Origin of the sequence: Acinetobacter sp. XH1741 (assembly GCF_041021895.1) — a bacterium.
In the GTDB taxonomy this organism is placed as follows: domain Bacteria; phylum Pseudomonadota; class Gammaproteobacteria; order Pseudomonadales; family Moraxellaceae; genus Acinetobacter.
This window is the reverse complement of record NZ_CP157428.1, coordinates 1,432,259-1,458,529: the sequence shown is the minus strand read 5'-3', so window position 1 is coordinate 1,458,529 and position 26,271 is coordinate 1,432,259. Positions and strand designations below refer to the sequence as shown.

25 protein-coding genes are annotated in these 26,271 nt (G+C 39.7%); 9 read left to right on the top strand and 16 right to left on the bottom strand.

Annotation, left to right across the window (positions count from 1 at the left end):
* Positions 1-18: 18 nt before the first annotated feature.
* Positions 19-1,032 carry a porphobilinogen synthase gene (hemB, locus tag ABLB96_RS07070; RefSeq protein ID WP_000222569.1) on the top strand — a complete coding sequence of 338 codons (1,014 nt, stop codon included), beginning with the start codon at positions 19-21 and terminating at the stop codon, positions 1,030-1,032.
* A gap of 25 nt (positions 1,033-1,057) precedes the next feature.
* On the top strand, positions 1,058-2,173 hold the full coding sequence (locus ABLB96_RS07065; RefSeq protein ID WP_348897807.1) for an FAD-dependent oxidoreductase: 1,116 nt from the start codon (positions 1,058-1,060) through the stop codon (positions 2,171-2,173).
* Here the strand turns inward: ABLB96_RS07065 and ABLB96_RS07060 are convergent.
* Positions 2,165-3,070 carry a TIGR01777 family oxidoreductase gene (locus ABLB96_RS07060; protein WP_348897806.1) on the bottom strand — a complete coding sequence of 302 codons (906 nt, stop codon included), beginning with the start codon at positions 3,068-3,070 and terminating at the stop codon, positions 2,165-2,167. The two genes, ABLB96_RS07065 and ABLB96_RS07060, sit on opposite strands and share 9 nt — an antisense overlap.
* A gap of 84 nt (positions 3,071-3,154) precedes the next feature.
* Complete coding sequence (locus ABLB96_RS07055; RefSeq protein WP_348897805.1) at positions 3,155-3,607, bottom strand: ABZJ_00895 family protein; 453 nt, start codon at positions 3,605-3,607, stop codon at positions 3,155-3,157.
* Between the two features lie 375 nt (positions 3,608-3,982).
* Between ABLB96_RS07055 and ABLB96_RS07050 the strand changes: the two genes are divergently transcribed.
* Entirely contained in the window at positions 3,983-4,360 is a 378-nt protein-coding gene (locus ABLB96_RS07050; protein ID WP_348897804.1) for a VOC family protein, read from the top strand.
* 71 nt (positions 4,361-4,431) lie between these two features.
* Here the strand turns inward: ABLB96_RS07050 and ABLB96_RS07045 are convergent, their stop codons facing one another.
* Positions 4,432-4,905: an OsmC family protein gene (locus ABLB96_RS07045; RefSeq protein ID WP_348897803.1), complete on the bottom strand. Its 474-nt coding sequence runs from the start codon at positions 4,903-4,905 to the stop codon at positions 4,432-4,434.
* 164 nt (positions 4,906-5,069) lie between these two features.
* On the opposite strand from ABLB96_RS07045, the gene ABLB96_RS07040 reads away from it, so the two are divergent.
* Together ABLB96_RS07040 and ABLB96_RS07035 are read left to right on the top strand one after the other, a co-directional pair.
* A complete protein-coding gene (locus tag ABLB96_RS07040; RefSeq protein ID WP_348897802.1) occupies positions 5,070-6,338 on the top strand; it encodes an exonuclease SbcCD subunit D C-terminal domain-containing protein in 1,269 nt (422 codons plus the stop codon).
* Between the two features lie 9 nt (positions 6,339-6,347).
* A complete protein-coding gene (locus ABLB96_RS07035) occupies positions 6,348-9,944 on the top strand; it encodes an AAA family ATPase (RefSeq protein WP_348897801.1) in 3,597 nt (1,198 codons plus the stop codon).
* A gap of 123 nt (positions 9,945-10,067) precedes the next feature.
* Here the strand turns inward: ABLB96_RS07035 and ABLB96_RS07030 are convergent, their stop codons facing one another.
* Both ABLB96_RS07030 and ABLB96_RS07025 read right to left on the bottom strand, forming a co-directional pair.
* Positions 10,068-10,910: an undecaprenyl-diphosphate phosphatase gene (locus ABLB96_RS07030; protein WP_348897800.1), complete on the bottom strand. Its 843-nt coding sequence runs from the start codon at positions 10,908-10,910 to the stop codon at positions 10,068-10,070.
* Between the two features lie 107 nt (positions 10,911-11,017).
* Positions 11,018-11,710 carry a YggS family pyridoxal phosphate-dependent enzyme gene (locus ABLB96_RS07025; protein WP_348897799.1) on the bottom strand — a complete coding sequence of 231 codons (693 nt, stop codon included), beginning with the start codon at positions 11,708-11,710 and terminating at the stop codon, positions 11,018-11,020.
* A gap of 126 nt (positions 11,711-11,836) precedes the next feature.
* On the opposite strand from ABLB96_RS07025, the gene ABLB96_RS07020 reads away from it, so the two are divergent.
* The gene (locus ABLB96_RS07020; RefSeq protein WP_107972265.1) at positions 11,837-12,874 is read left to right on the top strand and encodes a type IV pilus twitching motility protein PilT; all 1,038 of its coding nucleotides are present in this window, start codon (positions 11,837-11,839) and stop codon (positions 12,872-12,874) included.
* A 27-nt stretch (positions 12,875-12,901) separates the two neighbouring features.
* Positions 12,902-14,020, top strand: coding sequence for a PilT/PilU family type 4a pilus ATPase (locus tag ABLB96_RS07015; protein ID WP_348897798.1), 1,119 nt, complete (start codon positions 12,902-12,904; stop codon positions 14,018-14,020).
* 69 nt (positions 14,021-14,089) lie between these two features.
* Here ABLB96_RS07015 and fur read toward each other — a convergent pair whose 3' ends face one another.
* Positions 14,090-14,527: a ferric iron uptake transcriptional regulator gene (gene fur / locus ABLB96_RS07010; protein WP_309456688.1), complete on the bottom strand. Its 438-nt coding sequence runs from the start codon at positions 14,525-14,527 to the stop codon at positions 14,090-14,092.
* A 111-nt stretch (positions 14,528-14,638) separates the two neighbouring features.
* On the opposite strand from fur, the gene ABLB96_RS07005 reads away from it, so the two are divergent.
* Entirely contained in the window at positions 14,639-15,037 is a 399-nt protein-coding gene (locus ABLB96_RS07005) for an outer membrane protein assembly factor BamE (protein WP_348897797.1), read from the top strand.
* 55 nt (positions 15,038-15,092) lie between these two features.
* On the opposite strand, the gene ABLB96_RS07000 is transcribed toward ABLB96_RS07005, so the two are convergent.
* The 10 genes from ABLB96_RS07000 to ABLB96_RS06955 form a co-directional block, all read right to left on the bottom strand.
* Entirely contained in the window at positions 15,093-15,416 is a 324-nt protein-coding gene (locus ABLB96_RS07000) for an RnfH family protein (RefSeq protein ID WP_348897796.1), read from the bottom strand.
* Positions 15,416-16,483 (bottom strand): hypothetical protein, encoded by a 1,068-nt coding sequence (locus ABLB96_RS06995; protein ID WP_348897795.1) that lies wholly within the window; start codon positions 16,481-16,483, stop codon positions 15,416-15,418. Before ABLB96_RS06995 ends, ABLB96_RS07000 begins: the two co-directional genes overlap by 1 nt.
* 152 nt (positions 16,484-16,635) lie before the next feature.
* Entirely contained in the window at positions 16,636-17,091 is a 456-nt protein-coding gene (locus tag ABLB96_RS06990) for a bacteriohemerythrin (protein ID WP_044099926.1), read from the bottom strand.
* A gap of 250 nt (positions 17,092-17,341) precedes the next feature.
* Positions 17,342-18,190, bottom strand: a complete 849-nt coding sequence (locus tag ABLB96_RS06985) for a class II glutamine amidotransferase (RefSeq protein WP_348897794.1) — start codon at positions 18,188-18,190, stop codon at positions 17,342-17,344.
* Positions 18,191-18,299: 109 nt separating this feature from the next.
* Entirely contained in the window at positions 18,300-19,082 is a 783-nt protein-coding gene (locus ABLB96_RS06980) for a GNAT family N-acyltransferase (RefSeq protein WP_348897793.1), read from the bottom strand.
* Positions 19,083-19,200: 118 nt separating this feature from the next.
* Complete coding sequence (argB, locus tag ABLB96_RS06975) at positions 19,201-20,109, bottom strand: acetylglutamate kinase (protein ID WP_348897792.1); 909 nt, start codon at positions 20,107-20,109, stop codon at positions 19,201-19,203.
* 14 nt (positions 20,110-20,123) lie between these two features.
* On the bottom strand, positions 20,124-21,542 hold the full coding sequence (locus tag ABLB96_RS06970) for a phosphomannomutase/phosphoglucomutase (RefSeq protein ID WP_348897791.1): 1,419 nt from the start codon (positions 21,540-21,542) through the stop codon (positions 20,124-20,126).
* 189 nt (positions 21,543-21,731) lie between these two features.
* Entirely contained in the window at positions 21,732-22,184 is a 453-nt protein-coding gene (gene dut, locus ABLB96_RS06965; RefSeq protein WP_348897790.1) for a dUTP diphosphatase, read from the bottom strand.
* A 23-nt stretch (positions 22,185-22,207) separates the two neighbouring features.
* The gene (gene rep, locus ABLB96_RS06960; RefSeq protein WP_348897789.1) at positions 22,208-24,247 is read right to left on the bottom strand and encodes a DNA helicase Rep; all 2,040 of its coding nucleotides are present in this window, start codon (positions 24,245-24,247) and stop codon (positions 22,208-22,210) included.
* A 193-nt stretch (positions 24,248-24,440) separates the two neighbouring features.
* On the bottom strand, positions 24,441-25,097 hold the full coding sequence (locus tag ABLB96_RS06955; RefSeq protein WP_348897788.1) for an OmpA family protein: 657 nt from the start codon (positions 25,095-25,097) through the stop codon (positions 24,441-24,443).
* 246 nt (positions 25,098-25,343) lie between these two features.
* On the opposite strand from ABLB96_RS06955, the gene ABLB96_RS06950 reads away from it, so the two are divergent.
* Positions 25,344-26,270, top strand: coding sequence for an acyltransferase (locus tag ABLB96_RS06950; RefSeq protein ID WP_348897787.1), 927 nt, complete (start codon positions 25,344-25,346; stop codon positions 26,268-26,270).
* The last annotated feature ends 1 nt before the right edge of the window (position 26,271 follow it).

Sequence of the window (26,271 nt, the reverse complement as noted above, 5' to 3'; positions counted from 1 at the left end):
CCGAACATCGAGATTGTTATGACTTATACGTTCAATCGTCCTGCATTTCCAGCTACTCGCATGCGCCGTATCCGTAAAAATGACCAGTTGCGTGCGATGGTCAGCGAAACACAGCTCACTACCAATCACTTGATTTATCCAGTATTTGTATTACCGGGGCAAAATCAAACCCAAGATATTCCAAGTATGCCAAACATTCAGCGTTTGTCGGCAGATTTATTACTGAAAAAAGCTGAAAGACTTCTGGAATTGGGCGTATCAAAACTGGCTCTTTTTCCAGTTACTCCTCAAGAAGACAAAAGCCTCACCGCAGAAGCTGCATGGCGTGAAGATGGTTTAGTACAAACCACTTGCCGTTTGCTTAAAAAAGAATTACCAGAAATGGTGTTAATTACTGACGGTGCTCTTGACCCATATACCACACATGGTCAAGACGGCATTATTGATGAAACAGGCTATGTGCTCAATGACGAGACTGTTGAATGCTTGATTAAACAAGCGTTAAGTCACGCTGAAGCCGGTGCCGAAGTGATTGCACCAAGTGACATGATGGATGGCCGTATTGGCGCAATTCGTCAGGCTTTAGAAGCCAATGGTCACATCTACACCAACATAATGGCCTACTCTGCAAAATATGCATCGAGTTTCTATGGCCCGTTCCGTGATGCGGTTGGCTCTGCATCCAACCTAAAAGGTGGTAATAAATACAACTACCAGATGGACTTTGCCAACCGTGCCGAAGCGTTACATGAAATCGCGCTTGATATTCAAGAAGGCGCCGACATGGTGATTGTAAAACCGGGCATGCCATATCTTGATGTAGTACGTGAAGTGAAAGATACCTTTGGTATTCCAACATTCATTTATCAAGTCAGCGGCGAATATGCAATGTTAGCGGGCGCAATTCAAAATGGCTGGTTATCTGACTCAGTCATTTTAGAATCACTCATGTGCTGCCGCCGTGCAGGTGCAGATGGGATCTGGACTTACTTTGCAGAAACTGCTGCCGAAAAACTCAAGGAAATGAACTAAGTTCGCAGAGAAAGGATAACACTGCATGCATATTGCAATTATTGGCGCGGGCATAAGTGGATTAATGTCTGCGCTGGAGTTGGTTGAACAAGGCTGTACCATCAGCATTTTTGATCAACAACAAGCGGGACAAGCAGCCTCTTGGGCTGGTGGAGGCATTCTATCTCCAATGTATCCGTGGCGCTATGTGCATGCAGTGAACCAACTTGCTCAATTTGGCAAAGCCTCTTATCAAGCATGGAATCAAAAGCTCCACCCTGTTACAGGCATTGATTTTGAAATTCATGACACAGGGATGCTGATTTTTGATGAAGAAGATTTTGACGTTGGACTTTCTTACGCCGAGCAGCATCAAGAACCAATGCAACGCTGTGAATATTTACAGCGAGATGCGCTAGAACAAGTCAATCCACATATTTCCGATCAGTTTCAAGAAGCCATTTATTTCCCTGAACTGTCTAATATCCGTAATCCACGCGTTTTACAGTCCCTGATTAGTTATTTAAAACAACATCCCAATGTTGAGTTTTTTGAGCACGCTGCTGTTAAAAAACTGATTCAACAGGGCGATGTGATACAAGCCCTACAAACCGAAGATGGTCGCAGACATACAGCAGACCATTTTGTAATAACGTCGGGCGCTTGGAGTCACTACTGGAACTCACAATTACAACTCGAAATTCCAGTTGAACCTGTTCAAGGCCAAATGTTGTTATTTAAAACCCCTGCTCACTGGCTACCGACCATGTGCATGAATCGAGTGATGTATTTGATTCCACGTATGGACGGTCATATCGTGTGTGGTTCGAGCATGGCACATCGTGGTTTTGACACCTCTACCGATGAAACCACTCAGCACAATATTTTAGAAGCGTGTTTAGAAATGGTGCCAGAACTGGCCGATTTCCCAATTGTACAGCGCTGGGCAGGACTTCGACCAAGTTCACCAAATGGTGTGCCCTACATTGGCAAAATGCCTGAAATGGACAACCTATGGGCAAACTTTGGTCACTTTAGAAATGGGTTATGTATGGGTGCAGGCTCTGCGCAATTGCTCCGTCAGCTTATGCTGGGTCAACCGACCTTAGTGGATGCAAAAGCATATTCGCCAGAGCGCCTACAAAATAAAATCTTAGCCTGACGCGAGTATATTCTCTAAAGCTGCTTTTAGTTTGGGATAAGCAAACTCAAATCCTTCTGCTTGTAAAGCAGCAGGTTTGACGTATTGACCATTTAAAATCAATTGCGACTGTTCCCCTAACAAACAGCGGAAAACTGTACTTGGTGCTTTCAACAGTGGTTTCTTATTGAGTACCGCAGCTGCCTGTTCAACAAAAGCGTGTTGAGTCACATTTTCTGGCGCCACTACATTGTGAATCTGAGCAGATTGAGGATGCTTAAATATAAACTCGATTGCGCTTAACACGTCTTCAATGTGCACCCACACCACAGGCTGACGACCATGACCAATTTGACCAACTAAATTGAGCCGAATCGGAAATAACATTTTAGGCAAAATGCCACCGCCCTGCCCAAACACCACACCTAAGCGAATAATTTTAGTATTTTGCTGAGGATCGGCCAAAGCTGCTCGCTCCCACTCTTGGCAAAGCTCGGACATAAAAATAGGCTGTGGCGAGCTTTGTTCTGTACACACCTCTGTCCACTTTTCTTGAACATCTATACCGTAATAACCAATAGCTGAACCAGAGACAATTACTTCTGGAAAAATTTCAGATTGCTTGAGCCACGTATACAATTTCCGTGTCGTACTCACTCGGCTTTCAATGAGTTGTTTTTTGCGTGACTCGGTCCAGCGTTTTTCGCCAATATTTGCACCTGCCAAATTCACTACATAGTCAATTTGACGTGTCGAAATATCTTCAAACTTTTGTACCCACTGTAAGGCAGGATGGTCAGATTCCTTTCCAGCCTGCCGTGTCACAGCAATCACGTTATAATTTTTTTGTAATAGGAACTTAATTAAATATGTTCCGATAAAACCACTAGCACCAGTGATTAATACGTTCTTATTCATATTTCCTCCAAAACCGAGGACAGTAAGTTTTATTTAATTATATAAGGATCACTCATTGCTAATCGTAGCCATTTTTGTAGTGATCTATGGTGTATTAAACATTTTGCTTGCCATTCGCTGTGCTTGCTTGCCATAAAACCAATAAGTAATTAAATAAAGTGGAATGGCTAACATTAAAAGCATAATCACCATAATGCTTAAAAATTGCGGCTGTTTGAGGTAAAGCATAAAGTTTTGCAAAATTTCAGGGTCTTTTCTGGCAAATAAAAACAAACCAAATAAAACACCACATAAGTTATAGCCCCAAAAAATGAGGGTAAAACCTAAAGTAAATTTCTTTTTTTCCTGTACAGTCGGCGCACGGCGTTCTTTCTTTAAAAATCTAAACAAGACAAAAATCATTGCACCTAAATATGGAACGGCTGTTAAAATACCACCTACGCTCGCTGGTAAAATTGCTGCAACCACCCCAACCACCAAGGTAAGTCCAAAGCATAAAAGCAAAAACCAGAGAAAGTAAGAACGTAATTTGGTCATATTTTTGCCTAATTTATGAGTTCAAAAAATAATTATAAATTTTTTTCAATTTTTTTTCATTTTTATGTCAACCAATCCTAATCTCTCGACGTTATATAGGGTAATAAGGTCGCAGCAACCGAATACTTCCTTTGCACGGCATCCGCAAATTTGTTTCGGTGACCTTTCATTACGACTCTTTCTACCTTCGGATTAGGTTTTGTTAGCAGCCAAACCCTTGATGAAGTTTTTGACCGACGATTCTCTCATCACTCGAATCGTCGGTTTTTATTATCTGGCATTCCTAAATTTACCCTATCCTTACACAATGGTGCTTCACCAACCATTCAGTCTTTGTCTATATTATTTACACCATAAAAATATGATTTAAATAATATGAACGCTATTGCCTATTTTGAAATCCAGTCTTCAAACCCTGCTCGCGACGCAGAGTTCTATCAAGCTGTGTTCGGCTGGCAATTTAAATTAGATCCAAACTTACCCATCGAATATTATCGTATAGAAACGCCGTCAATTATGGGTGGACTGTTAAAACGCCCAGCTCAAACCCCACCTATGGAATACGGTACCAATGCATTTACCTGTTCTATTCAAGTGGAAAATTTCGATGAAGTGGCAGCAAAAATTTTAGCGCAAGGCGGTATTGTCGCGATGGACAAATTCGCTATTCCCGGCCGCGCTTGGCATGGTTACTTTGTCGATTTAGACCACAACGTTTTTGGTATTTTTCAAGCCGATGAAAATGCAGCTTAAAAGAGCTTATTTAACCACTTTATTTTTAATCTATAGCCACCGCCTTTTAAACGGTGGCTATTTCATATTAATTACTCAGCAAAACTAAAGCTGGCTTCACATGTAATTGGGAAGTTCACAGAGTTGGCGATCATACATTCATGATGTGCTTGTTCATGTAATTTCGCAGCCAACTCTTGGTCCGCACCTTTTTCTAAAACAACTTCTGGTCTTAAAGTAATTTGGGTAAAGTGACCACGTTTAACTGGATCTGCATCTTCCATAAATCCAAGCGCGTGATCGACATAACTTAGTACATGAATATGATTGACTGCACATAGATGTAAATACCAAAGCTTATGACAAGCTGAGGCGGAAGCAACCAATAAATCTTCGGGGTTCCATCTAGTCACATCGCCTAAGTAGGCAGGGTCTGATGAACCTTGAATCGTGGCCTTTTGAGGATGTTGAATACTAAAGTCTCGTTTATATGAACGATAAGATGAAGTGCCTGTACCTGTATTACCTTCCCACTGTATTTTTACTTGGTATTCATGAATGGTCATTTTATTCTCAAAGTTCGTTGTTTGAGTTGATAGTAACAAAGCAAAGTTCAAAGTGAACAATTTAATTCAGGTTTTTCTACGGGCTTAAATAACGAGCACTTTAAAATGTCTTGATAAAATCTCTCGCCAAATTATGCTAACGTATCTGTGTTTATTTTGGCTTGATGTCTGTTTCTATGTCCGTACATTTTCTACATACTTCTGACTGGCATTTGGGACAGTTTTTTTATAATCATTCACGCCACTACGAACACCAACAATTTTTAAGCTGGTTACTCACTCAAATCCAAGAAAAACAACCGCATGCCCTGCTTATTGCCGGCGATATTTTTGATGTCATTAATCCAGGTTCACAAGCACAAAAACAACTCTACCAATTTTTAGCAGATGCACATCGCCTTGCACCGCACATGCAAACGCTCATGATTGCAGGCAACCATGACTCAGGCTATAGGATTGAACAGGTTGAACCACTCTTAGAAAAATATAATGCAAAAACCGTGGGTGTAGTTCGCTGGAATGAAGATAAAACGCTAGATCTCGATCGACTGCTTTTACCTATTTATAATCAAAATCAAGATATTGTGGCATGGTGTCTGGCCCTACCTTTTTTACGCTCGGCCGAAATTACAGGCTTTAATGAACATACCACCAACAGTAAAAACGCAATTGCTTATTTGCACCAGCAACTGATTGCCGAAGCCAAACGTCGTAAAACACCAGATCAAGCACTTATTTTGATGTCGCATGCCCACATGCAAGGTGGGGAAACATCCGACTCTGAACGCCCGATTATTATTGGTAATGAAGAAGCGCTTTCAACGACTTTGTTTGAAGATGCTGTGGACTATGTAGCGCTAGGACACTTACATAAACCACAAAAAGTAGGTCAACCTCACATTCGTTATAGTGGCTCACCCATTCCACTTTCCTTTAGTGAAATTAACTATAAACACCAAGTGGTTGAGGTCAAAATTGACCCTACTCAAGATACAGACAACCGTTTGCAATTTGAAGCAGTAGAAATTCCGCGTTGCATACAATTACACCGCATTCGTGGTGAGTTAAACGAAGTGCTACAACAACTCAAAGCTTTGCCACACGGCGTGATTGAAAATATTGACCACCGTGAATATGTCGATATTGAATACTATAGTTTAACGCCGCCACAGCCCAATTTACGTCAGCAGTTTGAAGCAGCCTTACCACCTGAGCGCTATCGTTTAGTGCGTATTTCACGCCAATATGTCAATAAAGACTCGACCGATTCAAATACCACTCAGCACATCGCTCTTGAACCACCAACACCAGAAAAACTATTTCAAAATATCTGGGAAAAACAAGGTTACAGCGCAGATGATGCGGTCTTAAAAGATTTTCTAAGCCTAGTACAAGAAGCACAAAAACATCTTGAAAATGATGCAACCCCTTAAGGATATGTCATGAAAATTTTATCCATTCGAATAAAAAATCTGGCATCTCTTTCTGATGAACACTTTATTGACTTTGAAAGCGCACCCCTCGCCCATGCGGGTTTAATTGCAATTGTAGGGAAAACAGGCGCAGGTAAATCGACCATTTTAGACGCCATGTGTTTGGCTTTGTTTAATCGGGTTCCACGTCTTAAAGACAGCGATGGTAAATTAAAAGATGTCGATGGCTCCGAGTTACTCACTAACTCACCTTTGACGGTCTTACGCCGTGGTACAGGACATGGTTTTGCTGAGCTTTGCTTTATTGCCCAAGATCAAAAACGCTATTTGGCACGTTGGGAAATTAAACGTGCACGTGAAAACCCAAATGGCAAATTACAAAGTGTACAGCGCCACTTAAAATGTCTGACCGATGGTGTGGTGCTTGCCGATAAAGCCAAAGCGGTTGATGAAAAAGTTAAGCAAATTACCCAGCTTTCATTTGAACAGTTTACCCGTGCGGTATTGCTTGCTCAGTCAGAAGTCACTGCATTTTTAAAAGCACGAGACAGTGAACGCGGTGAGTTACTCGAGTACCTGACCAACTCTAGTATTTTCGCCAAAATCGGTGAGCTGGCTTTTCGTAAAACAGCAGATATTGCAAAGCAGCGTAAACAGCTCGAAGAGTTTTTAGGCCATATTGAAATTTTATCTGATGAAGAAATTGCTGCATTTACCGAGCAATATCAGCAAGCTGAACAAAACCGTCAACAGTTAGAACAGCAAAAAAATGTCTTAGACAAACAACAACAATGGTTTGAGCGTAAAGCCAAACTTGAGCAAGAGGTTCAGGCTAAACAGCAACAGTTTCAAACCCAGCAAAACCATCATCAACAATTGGCTGGTGAGCGTGAGCAATTAAAACGACTTGAAGTTTTCTCTGAAATACGCCCACAAGTTTTTCAGCAAGCTCAAAATTTACAAACGCTACAACAGCTTGAGCCGCAAATTCAGCAAGCTCAAACCAAGTTTAATGAGTTGGTGCAAGTTTTTGAAACGGGACAAAAGCAATATCAACTTGCAGAACAAGAGCTCAAACAAACGCTCGATTTTGAGCAACAGCATCAACAAGCTTTAAATCAAGTTCGACAGTCCATTCAAGAACGTGCTTTTATTGCCGATGAATATAAAAAATGCAAAGAAAAAAGACATACTCTTGAGCAAAAACTTAGTCCGTTGCAACAGCAGCAAAACGTTGTACAACAGCATATTGCACAGCTTGAGCAGAACAAAATTCATCTTCAACAGCAACTTACCCAGACTCAGCAATATGCTGTATTAGACAAAGGCCTCTCAGCGCATTTAAATCAACTTGGGCAATTTATTCAAAATTACCAAGCGATTGAACAGCAGCTTGGTAACCCTACCCTTGCTCGCCAAAAATTATCGGAAGCTAAAAGTGAACTTGAACAACTGACGGCTTCTCTAGGCACAGTTGAACAAATTGATTTAAAACTTGAGCAACAGCGTAAAGATAAAGAGCAAAAACTTGCTCAAATCACGCAGTTAAATCTGATTCAACAGAAACTAAAAATTTATCATGAGCTCTATGCTGAACTTCAGCAATTCACCGAAAAACAGACCCAAACTTTAGCCCAAGAGCAACAGCTCAAAGCGCTTTATCAGTCGGCTGAGCAAGATTACCAAACAGCAAAAACTGAACGTGAAAAGTTACAACACATTCTGCAACAGCAGCGTTTATTACATACTGAAAATATTGAACAGTTACGAGCCAATCTTAAAGACGGCGAAGCTTGTTTAGTGTGTGGAAGCACCCATCACCCTTACCGTGTTGATGACAGTGCAGTCTCTAAAGCTTTATTCGATTTGCAGCAGCAACAAGAACAACAAGCCGTAGCACTAGAGCAAACTAAATTTAATGCATGGCAAACCCAGCAACATGCGCTGACCCAGTGTCATGCCGAGCTTGAGCAAGTTCAGAAATATCTAGCTCAATTTCAAGCAAAACAAGCAAACTTAAAGCAAGAACTTGAGCAAGCTTTTAACCTCAATCAGTTCCACATTGAACTTAATCAGACTCCTGAGCAAATTTTGCAAACGCTTAACGAGCTCAGACAAGCCGCACAAACTGCGATGAGTACATTTGAGTCGGAAAGCTTGCGTTTAACCCAAGCGATTAAACAGCATAATCAGCTCGTTCAATATATCCAACGCAGTGAAAGCTTGCTGAATACAGCCCAGCAATGGCAACAACAAGTTCAACATATTGTTGAGTGTTTATCGGAAACCGAGCAGCACGCGTGGCAGCAGTCGAGTAGCCAAACGGCTAAGCAGACTTGGACTATTCTTGATGCACGCGCCAAGCAACTTGAACAACAAGAACAGCTTGCACAGCGTTTTGAACAGCAGCAACAAGAACTTAAAATGCTGGCTGCCAACCTTGAACAAATGACCAAACAAATTGATGAGGTCGATCAAAATCTCAAAGAAATTACGCTTAAAGGCCAACAAAATAACGAAAAAGCGGTGTCACTCATTCAACAAATGACAGGCCGCGCTGACATTAAACCGCATGAATGGTTAATTGAGCACGATGCTAAACGCCAGCAGCAACAAACGGCGTATCATGAGGCTAAACAACGTTTCGAACAGACTAGACAACACTTTGAGCAGCAAAAGCAGGCGCTCGATCACCTCAAGCATCAATATCAACACACAGAACAGCATCAGCAGCAGCTTAATGACCAAATTCAAAACTGGTTAAAAGCTCAAGCTGATTTTGAGGCATCTGAGCTTACTGTGCTGCTACAGATCAATTCAGCGCAAGAGCAAGATATTCGTAACCGTCTTAATCATGCCGAACGTCTTTTAAGTGAAGCCTCCTCTGCCCTAAAAACCATGCAAGAGCAACTGACTGAGCACTTACAAACTCAGCCAGATATTGAGCATGAAAAGCTCGTTGGCCTTATTCAGGATAATATTGCAGAGCTTAAAGCACAGCTTGAAGTACGTGATCGACTGAAACTTAAACTCGAAATGCATCAGCAAAATCTTGTTAGGCAGCAACAATACGCCGAGCAAATTCAAACTATTCAGCAAGAAGAACATCGCTGGAGCAAAATTTCAGGTCTCATTGGTGATGCTAAAGGTAAAGAATTCCGTGACTATGCCCAGCAATATCACCTAGATATTTTAGTTGAACATGCCAACCAGCAACTGGCGATGCTATCTCAGCGCTATACGCTAAAACGTCTAGATCAGTCTTTAAGCCTTGCGATTATTGACCACGACATGGATGGAGAAACTCGCTCTGTTGCATCGCTATCAGGCGGTGAGTCGTTCTTAACAGCATTGGCTTTATCGTTAGCAATTGCCAATATGGCATCGGGTTCAATGAAAATTGAATCGCTGTTTATTGATGAAGGCTTTGGTACTTTGGATGCTTCTTCTTTGCACATGGTCATGAATGCTTTAGACCAACTGCAAAACCAAGGACGTCAGGTTATTCTCATTTCACACATTCAAGAAATGCATGAACGTATTCCTGTACAAATTCAGGTGAAACCCCTCGGTGCGGGTGCAAGTACGATTGAGGTCGTGGGTTAATTTATTAGGATTTCATATCTTAAACTTGATTGAATCTTATATAACAAAGGGGCGTATTATTTACGCCCCCTTCTTTCTTGTATGATCTTGTACTAATTTTTTATTTTTTAAAACATCAAAAAATTAATTCACGCAGAGTACGACAACTGCAAAACCAATACAGTACATACCGAACAAATGCCAGCGTCCATGTTCTAACCATGAAGACAACCATTTTAATGCCAAAAGACCAGCACCAAAGCTAAAGCACATACCCAATAAGCTTGGAACCATTGAATGGAACACTTGACCATGAGCAACTGTTTGTAAGCCTTGAGCGTGAATTAAACGGTATAATTCTTTTAAAATCACTGCTGGTGTTAATACCACAGCCAGTGCAAAACTGAACTCTTCAGCTTTTTGACGCGATACGCCCAAAAACAGACCTGTAGAAATGGTTGCACCAGAGCGAGAGAAGCCACGGAAAGGTAAACATAACGCTTGCACTGCCCCAATAATAGAAGCACTACGCAAACTAATTTCACCTTGTTGGCCACGATCTAAACGCGAAGATAAAATAATCAGAACACCAGCCGAAATCAGTGCAGCCGCCATTAATTTTGAGTTACTAAACAAATGCTCAATTTCGAAGCTGCTCGCGCCGCCGAAGAATACATGTTTAATAATAGATTGGAGCGCTAAACCGAGCACACCTGTAATTAGGGTTGCCAAAATAATATAGAAGGCTTGTTTTTTAAAACTTTCCCAAGAAGAAAAATAGGTCTTTTTCCAAGATTTCCAAAAGTAAACGATCACGGCAAACATCGTACCTGTATGCAACATCACAAGTAAGAATGTCATGTCAGGTGCAGATGGATCATACCCCATTAACTTTTCAGCTAAAATAACGTGTGCGGAACTAGAAACTGGCAATAATTCAGCAAAACCCTGAATGACTGCCAGAATGAAAACATGCAACAAATCCATACATTACACACTCAAATATTAAAATATCTGGTTTATAAATGAGGAAAATTAAATTTAAATTAACTGATTACAGTTTCACCACAAAATATTTAAATAAACCGTAAAAGTTATTTTTTCTCAATCGGGTCACGTTTTCCAAACAAAGCCGTACCTACACGAACCATGGTTGAACCTGCGGCAATTGCAGCCTCTAAATCACCTGACATTCCCATACTTAATGTGTCCCAGTCTTGCACATGAGCATGCTGGCCTTTCACTTCATCAAATAACTTTTTGGCATCTGCAAAAGCAGCAGTATTGTCTGGTGCAGGAATCACCATCAAACCACGTAATTTGATTTTCGGCAGTTGACTTATTTGAGCGACCAACTCGGCAACTTCTTCAGGTGCGCAGCCATCTTTACTGTCTTGGCCATCAATATTGACTTGCAAACAAATATTAAGTGCAGCTTGGTCATCACCACGCTGGTTAGATAAGCGCTCTGCAATAATCAAGCGATCTACACCATGTACCCAATCAAACTTTTCAGCCAAGTACTTAGTCTTATTGCGTTGAACATGTCCAATAAAATGCCATTCAATGTCTAAATCATGCAGAGCTTCAATTTTGTCCAAAGCTTCTTGTAAATAGTTTTCGCCAAATGCTCTTTGCCCTGCCGCATACATTTCACGCAATCTTTCACTCGGATGTGTTTTTGATACGGCTAAAAGTTGCACTGTTTCAGGCGCACGCTGAACATGCTCACAAGCAGTTTGGATTTGCTGTAATACGTGCTGTCGCGCATCTTGCAAGTAATTCATTGACAAGGTTCTCATTTTCAAAAAACTTTTTTGCTTTTCACCTAAAGCGAAGTGTTGGTAAGCCTCGGTGAAAGCCGTATATTATTCTACAAAATAATGACATATTTTGATTTACTTGGGGAAATTATGGATATTACAGAGCTACTTGCCTTCTCTGTGAAAAATGGCGCTTCCGATTTACACTTGTCTGCTGGCATGCCACCAATGATTCGTGTCGATGGTGAAGTTCGCCGTATTAACTTACCAGCCTTAGAACATAAAGATGTCCACCGCCTTGTTTATGACATCATGAACGATAAACAGCGCCGTGACTATGAAGAAAAACTCGAAACCGACTTTTCTTTTGAAGTACCTAATGTTGCCCGTTTTCGTGTGAACGCATTTAACCAAAACCGTGGTGCTGGCGCGGTATTTCGTACCATTCCATCTAAAGTACTCACCATGGAAGATTTAGGCTTAGGTCAAATCTTTAAAGATATCTGTGATTATCCTCGTGGGATTGTACTGGTGACAGGTCCAACCGGTTCGGGTAAATCAACCACCCTTGCAGCGATGATGGACTACATTAATGAAAATCGCTATGACCATATTTTAACGGTTGAAGACCCCATCGAATTTGTACATCAGTCAAAGAAATGCCTGATTAACCAGCGTGAAGTACATCGTGATACACATGGCTTTAATGAAGCACTTCGCTCAGCACTACGTGAAGACCCAGATATTATTCTGGTCGGTGAGATGCGTGACCTTGAAACGATTCGTTTAGCATTAACTGCTGCCGAAACGGGTCACTTGGTGTTCGGTACACTTCATACGACTTCTGCCGCAAAAACCATTGACCGTGTAATTGACGTATTCCCTGCCGAAGAAAAAGACATGGTTCGTGCCATGCTGTCTGAATCTTTACAAGCCGTTATTTCACAAACCTTACTTAAAAAGAACGGTGGTGGTCGTGTAGCAGCACATGAAATCATGATTGGTATTCCTGCTATTCGTAACTTAATTCGTGAAAACAAAGTCGCACAAATGTATTCAGCCATTCAGACGGGTGCTAACCATGGTATGACGACCCTCGATCAAAGCTTAAAAAACTTAGTGTCTCGTGGTGTAATTAGCCCACAAACGGCGCGTACTGCGGCAAAACAGCCTGAATCATTCCTATAAAAATAACAAAATAGCGAGAGTACAATTATGGATTTTAATGACTTACTCAACCTCATGGTTGAGAAAAAATCATCGGATCTTTTTATTACCGATGGTGTTGCACCATCTATGAAAATTAATGGTCAAATTGTTCCAATTTCGAAAAATAGCCTTTCAGGCGAAGTGATTGGTCAACTCTTACATTCCATTATGAGCGAAAAACAGCGCAAAGAATTTGCAGAGACTCGTGAATGTAACTTTGCCATTATGAACCGTGATAAAACGGCACGTTTTCGTGTGAGTGCTTTTCAGCAACGCGACATGCCCGGCATGGTTCTACGTCGAATTGAAACTAAAATTCCTTCAATTGATGATTTACAGCTACCATCTGTACTGAAAGATTTATCGATGACCAAACGCGGCATTATTATTTTCGTAGGCGCAACAGGTACAGGTAAATCAACTTCATTGGCTTCAATGATCAGCCATCGTAACCACAGCTCTAAAGGCCATATCATTACCATTGAAGACCCGATTGAGTTTATTCATGAACATGCAGGCTGCATCATTACTCAACGTGAAGTCGGTATCGATACAGACTCATTCGAAATTGCCTTAAAAAATACATTACGACAAGCACCAGATGTCATCTTAATTGGGGAAATTCGTTCTCGTGAAGTCATGGACTATGCAATTGGCTTTGCTGAAACAGGCCACCTTGTATTAGCCACAATGCACGCCAACAACGCCAACCAAGCACTCGACCGTATTATTCACTTCTTTGAAAGTGACCGTCATAGCCAGCTCTACATGGACTTATCGCTAAACTTAAAGGCCATGATTGCCCAGCAGCTTATTCCAACACCAGATGGCAATTCACGCCGAGCGGCAATTGAGATTTTAATTAACTCACCATTAATTTCAGACTATATCCGTAAAGGCGAAATTCATGAAATTAAAGACTTGATGAAACGCTCACGTGAACTGGGTATGCAGACATTTGACCAAGCTTTATTTGATTTATATAAAGCAGGTCAAATTACATATAAAGATGCGCTTAAACATGCCGACTCGCCAAACGATTTACGCTTAACCATTAAGCTTGCAAATGAAGGCCCAGATCAAATAACAGACGAAAAACAGCATTTAACTTTCGATCGTCAGTAATTTCTTCATAAAAAAAGGAAGGTTAAACGTAACCTTCCTTTTTTATTTGTTTTCTTTATGTGAAAACGATTATTTCTTGCGCAATGTTTCCTGACATTCAGGTTCATTACAATAACCATAGAGGTTTAATGAGTGACCTGTTAAGGTAAACCCATGTTGCTCAGCTACAGCGTGTTGCTCTTTCTCGATAATATCATTAGTAAATTCAATGACTTTATTACAGTTTTGGCATACTAAGTGATCATGATGATCTTCTTGCATAATTTCGAAAACAGAGTGATTATTTTCAAAATGATGACGTTGAATAATACCTGCAGCTTCAAATTGTGTTAACACACGGTAAACTGTTGCAAGTCCGACATCTTCCCCTTGCTCGAGCAAAGTCTTGTAAATATCTTCAGCGCTAAGATGATGCTGTTTTGAATTTTCTAATAATTCCAAAATCTTAATTCGTGGAAGGGTAACTTTAAGTCCAGCTTTGCGCAAATCTTGATTGGAAATAGGCATGAAAAAAGGTCTCTCAACAAATCTCAAGTTGGAATAGGCAATAGAATTTATATGAAGTATGATCTATCCTTTGATCAAATGCATCATAATTTATTGGGATAGTGTAGCAAAATGCAAAAACTCGTGCTGACGTTATTCGTCACTTCACTCCTAGCTGGTTGTTCAATCTTTGGTGTGTATAAGGTTGATATTCCTCAAGGGACTCCATTGACTAAAGCTCAAGCCTCTCAAGTACAAGTCGGCATGAATTTCCAGCAAGTTCGTTTTTTGCTTGGTAGCCCAACAGTGACTGATCCCCTCAATCCACAACGTTGGGACTATATCTACAACTATATCCCGGGAACATATGCTAAAAAAGCGAAAATCCCCGCAGCACATGGTCAGCATTTAAAAATTTACTTTGATGAAACCGGAACCGTAACTAAAATTGAAGGTTTAGATACTATTCCAGAATCGCAACCAGGTTTACCTGCTTCTAAAGAAGCGATTTTAACTGCCCCACCACTATAATCGTTTTTTCTAATAAAAAGAAACCCCTCAAGTGAAAAAACTTGAGGGGTTTTGCTTATTGAGCTGATTGCTTAGAGCGATTACTTTTAATGTATCTACCCACTGGATTCTTCGCAGCACGTTTCCTGCGAATGTCTTTTGGATTGATCGTTAAAGGTCTGTAAACTTCAACTCGATCACCTGCATGTAGTACTGCATCAGTTTCTATTTTTACTCCAAAAACGCCAAGCTGAAGTGGTTCAGGCAAATTAACTTGATTTGATAAACCACTTAGTTGAACTGCCTGCGAAGCCGTCATCCCTTCTTCAAATGGAATAGAAATTAAAAACTGTTGATCTGGCGCTGCAAAAGCAACCCAAACTTGTTGAGCACGTTCCATTAGATACTTTGTCCAATTACAGCAATCATTGCCACAATAATTGAAAGCGGCAATACAATACGTACAGCAATACGCCATAAATTATAGAAAAGCTCATTGCTGAAATTCATCGATTTACGCAAATGGCTAATCTTCATAATCCAACCTGCAAAAATTGCATAGATCAAACTAATGAGTAAGCCCCAAAGCATAAGAATAAGCGTAAATAAATTATGAAGCTCAGGCACTGCCCAAACCGCAATTGCGACAACAATAATCACCCACTGTAAAATAGGCATAAGCTGACGCTGAGCCAACTGCTCTCTTGCCAATTGAACAAACAAGGCCGATGTCATTACCCCTGTAAATATCCAAGTAAGGACTGGTAATTGCGCTTGAAGCGAAAAGAAACCAAAAGCAATTACAGCAATGAGCTGAGCCAACCAAATTGGAAGAACCGTTTTAGTTGCTCCTTCTTCAGCTTTAACCGTACCAACTGTATTTTGCCAGTAAAGGCCTAAACCTAGACCACTCGCTACCAGTGCAAGTACGGTTGCATTACCCCACTCTTTGAACTCTACATTGGTCCAGTGCCACGGTTGTAAAGACGTTCCCATCATGTTTGCCAGCACAATAGAAGCGATCACGCCTAATGTCATTAATAAAATGAGAATTTGACGTGGAATAAATGATAATACCAAGGCCGCGACTGCAAGGCCTGCAAAAATAATTTGGCCTGAAATGCTTGGAGCAAATTGTGCAACTAAGATATTACTTGCAGTGCTTAGAACATTACCGGCTAAAAAAGGAATAAAAACAACAGCAAGCCAACCAACCAAACGCCATTTAGGTGAACTATCTGCTTCACGAGTTAAACTCGATAACGCATTTAAAGCGGTTGTTTTAGATCGTTTTGCTAAAGCAATTTCCAAATAACAAACTGGTAATGCCAATAACAACATTGTGCCAAACCACAATAACCAGAAATCGAGCTGACGATCAATCTGGATACCCATGGTAGGTGCTAATGTAGCCATGATGACAAAAGATAAGCAAAACGCCATAAGAGGCGATAACCATCGTGACATAGGTATGTCCTGCATTATGCATTCCTTGAAAAAGTCTCTCGATATTTTGCCCGTCTCATGCATGAAAATCAAAGATTGCATAATAAAAAAAGCAAACCACCGAAACGATAGTTTGCCGCGCTAACTGTAAATTAGAGTTTTTCCAGTTAAATTTATGAGAAAAAACGAGCGAACCAGTTTTTTCCTTTCTTCTTTTCTTTTTCTTTAATAATCCCCATCATATTTTCTTTTACTGCTCCTACATAATCGGCATCATCATGTTGAATATGATTAATTAACCATTTAGCCAAAATCTCTTGTAATTCTGCTTCAATCGTATGTCCCATTTCAAAACGTTCACGATATAACTCTATTTTTTTAATAAACAAGTCATGTACACGTTTATGAGGAACTCTATATTTATAATCTGCTTCTTCTTGCAAACTTTCTTCAAAGGTAAAATGTGACTGCGTATAATCAATAATATTGTCTAGAACGTCTTTAATACGACGTCTATCTTCTTCATCTTTTACATCATCAATCTCATTAATATAATCGAGTATTCGTTTATGCTGTTCATCAATAACATCAATACCCGTATTATATTCCGAAGCCCATTTCATTTTCATCCATCACCCCCAATGATGTTCAATGACTGTTGCATAAATCGCATCTTATCTTTAAAGGGTATAAATAAAAACAAAGCTATTTCGTTGGTTTTATATAAACAAAATCCAATAAATATCCAAGCATTTGATTTGTAATAAATTAAATAATATTAACCAACTAAAACAATAAAGTATTTTTTAAACAAAATACTTTATTGCTAAATAAATAAAAATATACTTTTCACTTATTAAAAATTATTTAATTAAAAAATTAATATTGGTCTGCACGAGTAATCCGTTTAAGTTCAGGGTTTTTCTCTTCACGTATTAATCTTTCAACTCGGGTAATAGCTTTTTTTATAGGCTTTCCATGTTGAAATAAAATCATTTCACCTGGTTGATAAGCTGTCCATGTTTCATTATGGGTTAATGGCTCCGTTGTAATCACAGCTACCCTATCTTCAGGCGTAGTGACCTCACTAAAATCGACTTCTACATCTAAATCGATTAAATGTGCATTGTTAAATGGATATTCTCGAACTAACCAATGCAATTTAGTAATTGCATAGCTAAATAAAGCTTTTCCATTCGATAAGCAGAAATTAAATGTGCCATATTCTGCAATTTGTGGCGAAATCTTTTCTAATACTTCAAATATCTGATCAAGACTTGGCTCTTCATAGCCAAATACTTCAACCAACTGGTCTAATAAATAACAAAATGCTCTTTCACTGTCTGTATTACCGATAGGCGTAAAACGTCCACTAAGCGGTGGATTAAAATCATGTAAATCGCCATTATGGGCAAAAATCCAGTGACGTCCCCATAATTCCCGAATAAAGGGATGGGAGTTCTCAAGTGTAATTTTACCTTGGGTGGCCTTACGGATATGTGCAATCACGTTACGTGATTTGATGGGATAATTACGAATCAGATCAGCAATTGGAGATTCGACTGCTGATTGGTTGTCTACAAATAAACGGCATGCCTTATCTTCAAAAAAGGCGATACCAAATCCATCACTGTGGTCAGAGGTAATTCCTGCGCGTTGTGAAAACCCACGGAAAGAAAAAGTAATGTCCGTTGGTGTTGCACAATTCATTCCTAATAGCTGGCACATATTGTTTTAAACTTATTCACTTCATTACCCCGTATGCACTATTGTGCATGAGAGTAAAATAGCTTGTAAATCCCAATATGTGCTCGCTATTACAAAATATAAGATATCTTTATCTCTGAGCCATTTTGTTCATTACAAATGAAGTCGCAATTTTATTCACTTCTAAGAATACAAAATAATCAAGACAGTTAAATTTATCATCGAAAAAGGCTTCTTTAGATAATTTAGACTGCATACTCAAATACATTTGAAACAGTTTCGGCATTCGTTCATCTTGAGGAAAGCTAAACTCAGGGTACTCAGGCTCATAAATCTTTTTAGAGCGAATATCGATAGTCTTAGTGTCTGATAATTGCTGAATCTGACGGTGCGTATAGTAAGCTCGAGCTAAATTATCCTGGAGGTGAATACTCACACATCCCATCAAATATTTAGCACGCATTGACCACAACACTTTAGGTGCAAGGTTCATCCAAAGCGTAGAAAGTGCCTTACCATTACGAAAGCGTGGATGAACACAGGTACGCCCTATTTCCAATACGTTTGGCAAGTGTGACAAATGAGGAACAATATCAAACTCATGCGCACTATAACTCTGCGCTATTTCATGGCCTTGGAAGAGTTTAAGTCGTGTATAGGCAACGATCTCACCAGTCCATTTTTCACGTAATACCGCATGTTCACAACTAAAATCGTAGATATCTTGATCTAAATTATCTTCAAAATGGATACCGAATTGTTTACTAAATTGTTGTGCACGGAACCGTTGTACATCTTGTAATTCTTTTAAGTTATCAACCCATTCAAAGCGAAATTGTGTTTGATTCGTAGTTTTATGACGATTTAAAGGTAAAGTCCAGGTTTGGCGATATTGATTAAATTTTTCCAGCATAATGAACGCTCCTAGTGACACCCCTTACACTAGTCAAAGCTCATGACAAAAAAATGACCAAAATTAAAAGACATAAAAAAAGACCACTTAGCGTGATCTTTTAATAAAAACATCAAATTTAGTGTGCTGCATTTGTGCGATTTGAAATCAATGTACCTACACCATGATCTGTAAAGATTTCAAGTAATGTTGCGTGTGGTACGCGACCATCCACAATGTGTGCACTCACAACACCACCTTTTACAGCATCAAGTGCACAGCCTACTTTAGGAATCATTCCACCGTAAATCACACCTGTTTCAATTAAGCGGTCAACTTCTTGAGTTGTTAAACCAGTTAATAGTTTTTTGTTTTCATCTAATACACCAGTAATATTAGTGAGCAGAATTAATTTTTCTGCACCTAATGCCTCTGCAACCTTACCAGCCACCAAGTCAGCATTAATATTATAGGTGTTGCCTTTTTCATCTACGCCTAATGGTGCAATCACAGGAATAAAATCACTTTGGGTAAACATTTCTAACACATCTGTTTTTACCCCAGTTACTTCACCTACCATACCTAGGTCAATATGCTTGATAGAACCATCTTCTTCTTGTTTTTCCATCAAGAGCTTACGAGCACGTAATAGATTGCCATCTTGACCAGTTAGACCAATTGCACGACCGCCGTGTTTATTAATTAAATTAACAATGGATTTGTTTACGCTACCACCCAATACCATTTCAACTACTTCCATAGTCGCAGCATCAGTCACACGCATACCATCAATACGGTCAGACTCACGACCTAATTGTTTTAAAAAAGAGTCAACTTGTGGGCCACCACCATGCACAACAACCGGATTTAAACCCACTGTTTTAAGTAAAACGATATCTCGGGCAAATGAACTTTCAAGCTCCGGATCAGTCATCGCATTACCACCATATTTCACCACTAGCGTCTTACCAGAAAAACGTTGAATATATGGCAAAGCTTCAATCAAGATTTTTGCTTTGTCGACGCCAAGATGCTGATGTTGTGGCATTGCGCCTCTCCTTATTAGGCCTCAGAAAGTTCTTGTGCAATTTGCGGGTAACGCTCTTGCAACATATCAATAAATTTTTGCTGTATTTCCTTTAAGCGTAAAGGATTATCAGCATCAAATCTTACAGTGAAATACTCGCCTGTATTTGATGCTCGAATAATGCCAAAACCGTCATCAAAATCAAGACGTACACCATCAATTTTACTAATATGAGCACCTAAACGATGGCTCAAAATTTCAATATCTTGCAATACGTGCTTAGGGTCTGACTGGTGGGTGCTAATATAGGTATCTTCGGTACAGCATCTTTCCGGATAAATAGAAAATAAATCAGAAATTGTTGTCGCACGAGACTCGGTGAAATACTCCATTACACGAAGTGCAGCGTATATACCATCGTCATACCCAAAACCGCGTCCGTCATTAAACACATAATGGCCAGCGTATTCACCACCAAAAATGGCATGACCTTTGGACTTCGATAAATAGGCACGGAGGAAGCTACTTCCGGTACGAATCATTTTTGCTTGGCCGCCCAGTGTCTCTACGGTTCTTTGAACCATCAGTGAGCATTTCACATCAAATACAATTTCTTTTTCTGGTTGTTGTTCCAAGCACATTTGAGCAAATAACGACAATAAACGATCCGCTGTAATAATGTTGGCTTTTTCATCGAGTAGTACAACGCGATCACCGTCGCCATCAAGAGCAATACCGATGTCTGCCTCTTGTTCGATAATCGTTTTACGTAACTCTTTCAAATGCGCAGCATGCGAAGGGTCAGGTGCGTGATCGGGGAATTCACCGTTTGGGGTAGTACGTAAGGCAATCACCTCACACCCCATTTTTTCAAGAATAAATTTTGAGCAATGTCCTGCTGAACCATGCAAGCCATCTAATACAACTTTTAAAGGCCGCTTGAGTTGAATATCTTTTAAGATAGCTTGTTGGTATTGTTTGCAAAATTCTGCTTTAAATTGAGGAGTTGATAATTCTAATAATGAAATTGTATGAGTAGGTGTATAAGTTTGAGCAAATTCGCCAACTTGCTGAATCATTTCAGGAGATGGAGGCTCACCTTTTAAGATCCACTTTATACCATTATCTGATTTAGGATTATGGCTCGCTGTCACCATAATACCGTTACCACCAAACTCTCGTGCGAGATAATACATCATGGGCGTTGAGCAACAGCCAATATTGGTAACCGTTAGGCCCTGTTCTACTAATATCTCTTCAATTAAATGCGCATAAGCTGGGCTTGTTAAACGCGCATCATAACCAATAACCAGTCGAGTTTGTTCCGCTTGTTTATATTGTTGTGCCAATCCGTAGGCAATTGAACGGACGACGTCCGTAGTTAAATAAGAAAGTTTGCCTCTAATATCGTAAGCACGGAAAATATTTTTTGGGAATGAGTGTCTTACATTCATAGCGTATCTTCTATTTTAAAGATCAATCTGATCTATCGCAAAAACATAGAGTATTCAAAAGGGTATTTGCTAAAAAAGTCAAAAGAGTATGAGTAAAGCGTTTTGTAATATAATTCATTGTAACATTCAAGGTATAAAAAGAAACACCTGTAAAACAGGCGTTTCTTTTCATTATTTTTTATAAGTTAATTATTGTTTACCCGTGTGTCCAAAGCCACCCGCACCACGTGAAGTTTCTTCAAACTCAGTCACTTGTTCAAATTCGGCTTGAACCACTGGAACTAAAACATATTGTGCTAAACGTTCACCTGGCTCTAAACGGAATGTCGTTTGACCACGGTTCCAAACTGAAACCATCAATTCACCTTGGTAGTCAGAATCAATTAATCCAACTAAATTGCCAAGCACAATACCGTGTTTATGACCTAAACCTGAACGCGGTAAAATCAAACCAGCAAAATTCACATCATGAATATAAATTGCCATACCTGTTTTAACCAATACAGTTTGGCCTGGTTCAATTTCAATTGCTTCATCTACACAGGCACGTAAATCTAGACCTGCTGACCCTGCTGTTGCATATGAAGGTAAAGGCCATTCTTTACCTAAACGCGGATCGAGCAATTTAACTTGAACTTTCATGAGATTTCCTAAAAATTAAAAAATTAACGCTTTAATAAAGCTTTTAAATTTGCCAAATATTGTTGAGCCTGTTCTTTAGGGTCAACATTTGCTGCAATTTTCTTTTTACGCCCTAACCATTCGAGCTCGTCTTGCGGAAGCTCATCAAGGAAACGGCTTGGGGTCATCTGTTTCATTTGACCGCCATTTTTACGCTGTTCTGCCAAAGTCAAAGTCAGCCCTTGACGTGCACGGGTAATTCCCACATACATAAGACGGCGTTCTTCTTCAATGGTTTCAGCTGCAATCGAGTTTTTATGCGGTAAAAGCTCTTCTTCAAGTCCCATAATATAAACATACGGGAACTCCAAACCTTTTGCTGCATGCAAAGTAAGTAGGTTTACTTTGTCTGTGTCCTCTTCTTCTTGCTGCTGTTCTAACAAGTCGAGTAAAACCAGTTTGCGAATGACGCTTTCAATATTCTTTTCATCTACATCTTCTGCACGATTAATCAGATTTTGAATACTAGTAAATAAATTCTCGATATTATCGAGCTTACTTTTCTCTTGAGCAGGTGTTGCAGATTGCTCACGAATATAATCGATATAACCCGCTTCATTCATCATTTGACGAACTTTAGGCACAGGCTCATCATCTTCTAACAACTCACGCGTAAATGTCGCGATAAAGTCGGCAAACTCATGCAATTGGGTTTCTGCTTTTTTAGGCAGGACCATACTTAAACGCTGGTCAGAAGAAGCACCAAGCAAAGACAAATGATTTTCTTGTGCGAATAAACCTAGCTTCTCTAAAGTAACCGGGCCAATCGCACGTTTAGGTGTATTAATAATACGTAAGAACGCACTGTCATCTTCAGGGTTAATAATAAGACGTAAGTAGCTCATCACATCTTTAATTTCTGCACGCGCGAAGAACGACGTACCGCCAGAGAGTTTGTACGGAATCTGCATTTGGCGAAGCTGGGTTTCTAATACACGTGCCTGAAAGTTTCCACGGTACAGTACAGCATAATCTTTCCAGTTCTTACCGTTCATAAGTTTATGAGTCAGTAAGTCTTTAACTACGCGCTCCGCTTCATCATCATCATTACGGCAGGTAATAATTCTGATGACCTCGCCATGTCCTTTATCACTCCACAATTTCTTGTCAAAAATATGCGGGTTATTTTGAATCACGCAGTTGGCAGCTTTCAAAATACGGCTGGTCGAACGGTAATTTTGCTCAAGCTTAATAATATGTAAATTTGGGAAATCCTGTTTAAGCAAAGCCATATTTTCAGGCTTAGCACCACGCCATGCGTAAATCGACTGGTCATCATCACCAACGGCTGTAAACTGCCCCATTACACCAACTAACAGTTTCACTAAAATATATTGTGCGGTGTTAGTATCTTGATATTCGTCGACCAATAAATAACGAACGCGGTTTTGCCATTTGTCACGTACTTCGGCATTTTCTTGCAATAAACGCGTTGGCATAACAATCAAGTCATCAAAATCAACTGCGTTATAAGCACGTAAATTACGCTCATAGAGCTGATAAAGATGGGCAAATTGAACATCTTCTGGTGTTTCACAGGTCGAATGTGCTTGCTCCGGCACAATCAGATCGTTTTTCCAATCTGAAATTTTCTTCATTGCCTTGGCAATTAATTCTTTGCTTTCTGCACCCGACAAATTATCGCGATGCATCAAATCCATCAAAATACGTTTACAGTCATCTGCATCCAAAATCGAAAAATTAGCTTTTAAAGGTAAATTTTTAAGTTCTAAACGTAAAAGATTTAAACCAAAAGTATGGAAGGTTGAAACAGACAAACCTTTTGCTTCTTCACGTGATAAAAGCTTGGTTACACGCTCTTTCATTTCACGTGCAGCTTTATTGGTAAAGGTCATTGCTGTAATACGATGCGCAGGAATGCGGCAATGCTGCACCAAATAGGCAATCTTACGTGTAATTACAGATGTTTTACCTGAACCAGCACCAGCAAGCACCAATAAAGGGCCTTGAGTATATTTCATGGCTTCTTCTTGCTTGTTGTTCAATTGACTGGCAGATGACATCGTGTATTACCTCTTAATTTTTCGAGCATGATTATAGTCATCTCTTTTTTAGAATCCCAATAGTAAATCTACGGATATGTATAAATGATGTCTAATAATGCAATTTATGCGCCGCAGAATGTCGTGATTATTTTTTGTACTGCACTCATAAAAAAACCACCCGAAGGTGGTTTTTGAAACAATAAACTAGATCTTATTGTTTTGCATAAATGCTGATTTCAACACGACGGTTTTGTTCTTTACCAGCTGCAGTTGAGTTATCTGCGATTGGGTTAGATGAACCATAACCTTGCGCGTCGATACGGCTAGCAGATACGCCTTGGCTTGCTAAATAACTACGTACTGATTGAGCACGTGCTTGTGATAATGGAATGTTGATTGAATCATTACCAGTGTTATCAGTGTAACCTGTTACAAGAATTGCACTCTTGTTATCTTCAGCCAAAGTTTGAGCAACCTTGTTTAAAGTTGCATAGAAGTTTGGTTTGATATTTGATTTGTTTGTATCAAAAGTAATGCTACCTGGCATGATCAATTGAACAGAACCATCTGGGTTACGGCCAACATTTACGCCAGTACCCGCCATTTGTTGACGTAATTTTTTCTCTTTATTGTCAAGATATAAACCACCAGCACCACCAAGAACTGCACCGATTGCCATTGCACGGTTATTCTGAGCGCTGCTACCGTTACCAATACCTTTAGAAATACCGTAACCTAATGCTGTACCAAGTACTGCGCCTACTGCTGTTTTGTCATATTCAAAACCGTTGCCGCCATTCCCTGTAGTTTGGCAACCAGAAAGAACCAAACCAGCCCCGATTAGTGTTGAAATCGCTAATGCACGCATTGCATGCCTCCTCACATTTGTGTGTTTTGTTGTCTGGATGAATAATGAAACAAAAAGGAAGTATAAAACATTGATATTTTGTTAATAATAAACAGTTTAGTTAGTTTTTTGTAATATTTTGATGCACTTTAAGACGCTCACTCATCACAATTTCTTCATTGTTATCTAAGATACCGTTGTATTTCATTTCACGATAGTTATAGTTGAACAACTTTCTATGGATTTTAGATATTCGGGGTCATTTATATGTCAACTGCACCCAATAAGCAATCTGCGCTAAAAAAAATTACACGTGGACTCACTGTAGGTACAGTCATCACAGGTAGTACTTTTTTTCATGGACCACCTGTATTGGCTTTAGGTTTGACTAAGTTATTAAAAAAATCTTCTAAAATTGATGAAACCAATATTCAAATTACAAATAGCTGGCTGGGTGTCAATAACTGGCTCATTGATCATGTTTTACCTAATTTAAAGTGGGACATTACGATCGATGAAGGTCTTGATTTGAGTATGCAAGGCCGTTACTTAATGACATGTAACCACCAAAGTTGGGTTGATACCACTGTAAACCAATACTTCGGTTTAACCCGTATGCCACTGACCCGCTTTTTTACAAAGTGGGAACTCATTTTTATTCCTTTCGTTGGTCAAGCCTTTAAAATTTTAGGCTTTCCAATGATGAAGCGTCATACCAAAGAGCAAATTGCGAAAAATCCCGAACTCAAAGATCGTGACATGATGGAAGCACGTAAAGCGTGTGAACAGCTCTTAAGCCAACCTTTTACGTTATTAAACTATTTGGAAGGTACCCGTTTTACTCAAGAGAAACATGATCAACAAAATTCGCCATATAAACATTTATTAAAACCTAAAGCAGGCGGATTGGCGCTGGCTCTAAATATTTTGGGCGACAAAATTGATGCTCTGGTTGATATGACGATTGTTTATCCTGACGGTGTGCCGGGTTATGGCGAATTCTGGTTAGGCGATGTTTCACAAATTGCGGTAAATCTTCGTAAAATTGAAATACCGGACTGGGTACTCGGCGGTAACTATGAAGATGACCCAGTTTACCGTGAACGTTTTCAACAATGGGTACATGAGCTTTGGACTGAGAAAGATCAACTCATCGAACAAATGAAAGCTCGATATACTACTTCAACTCATTAAA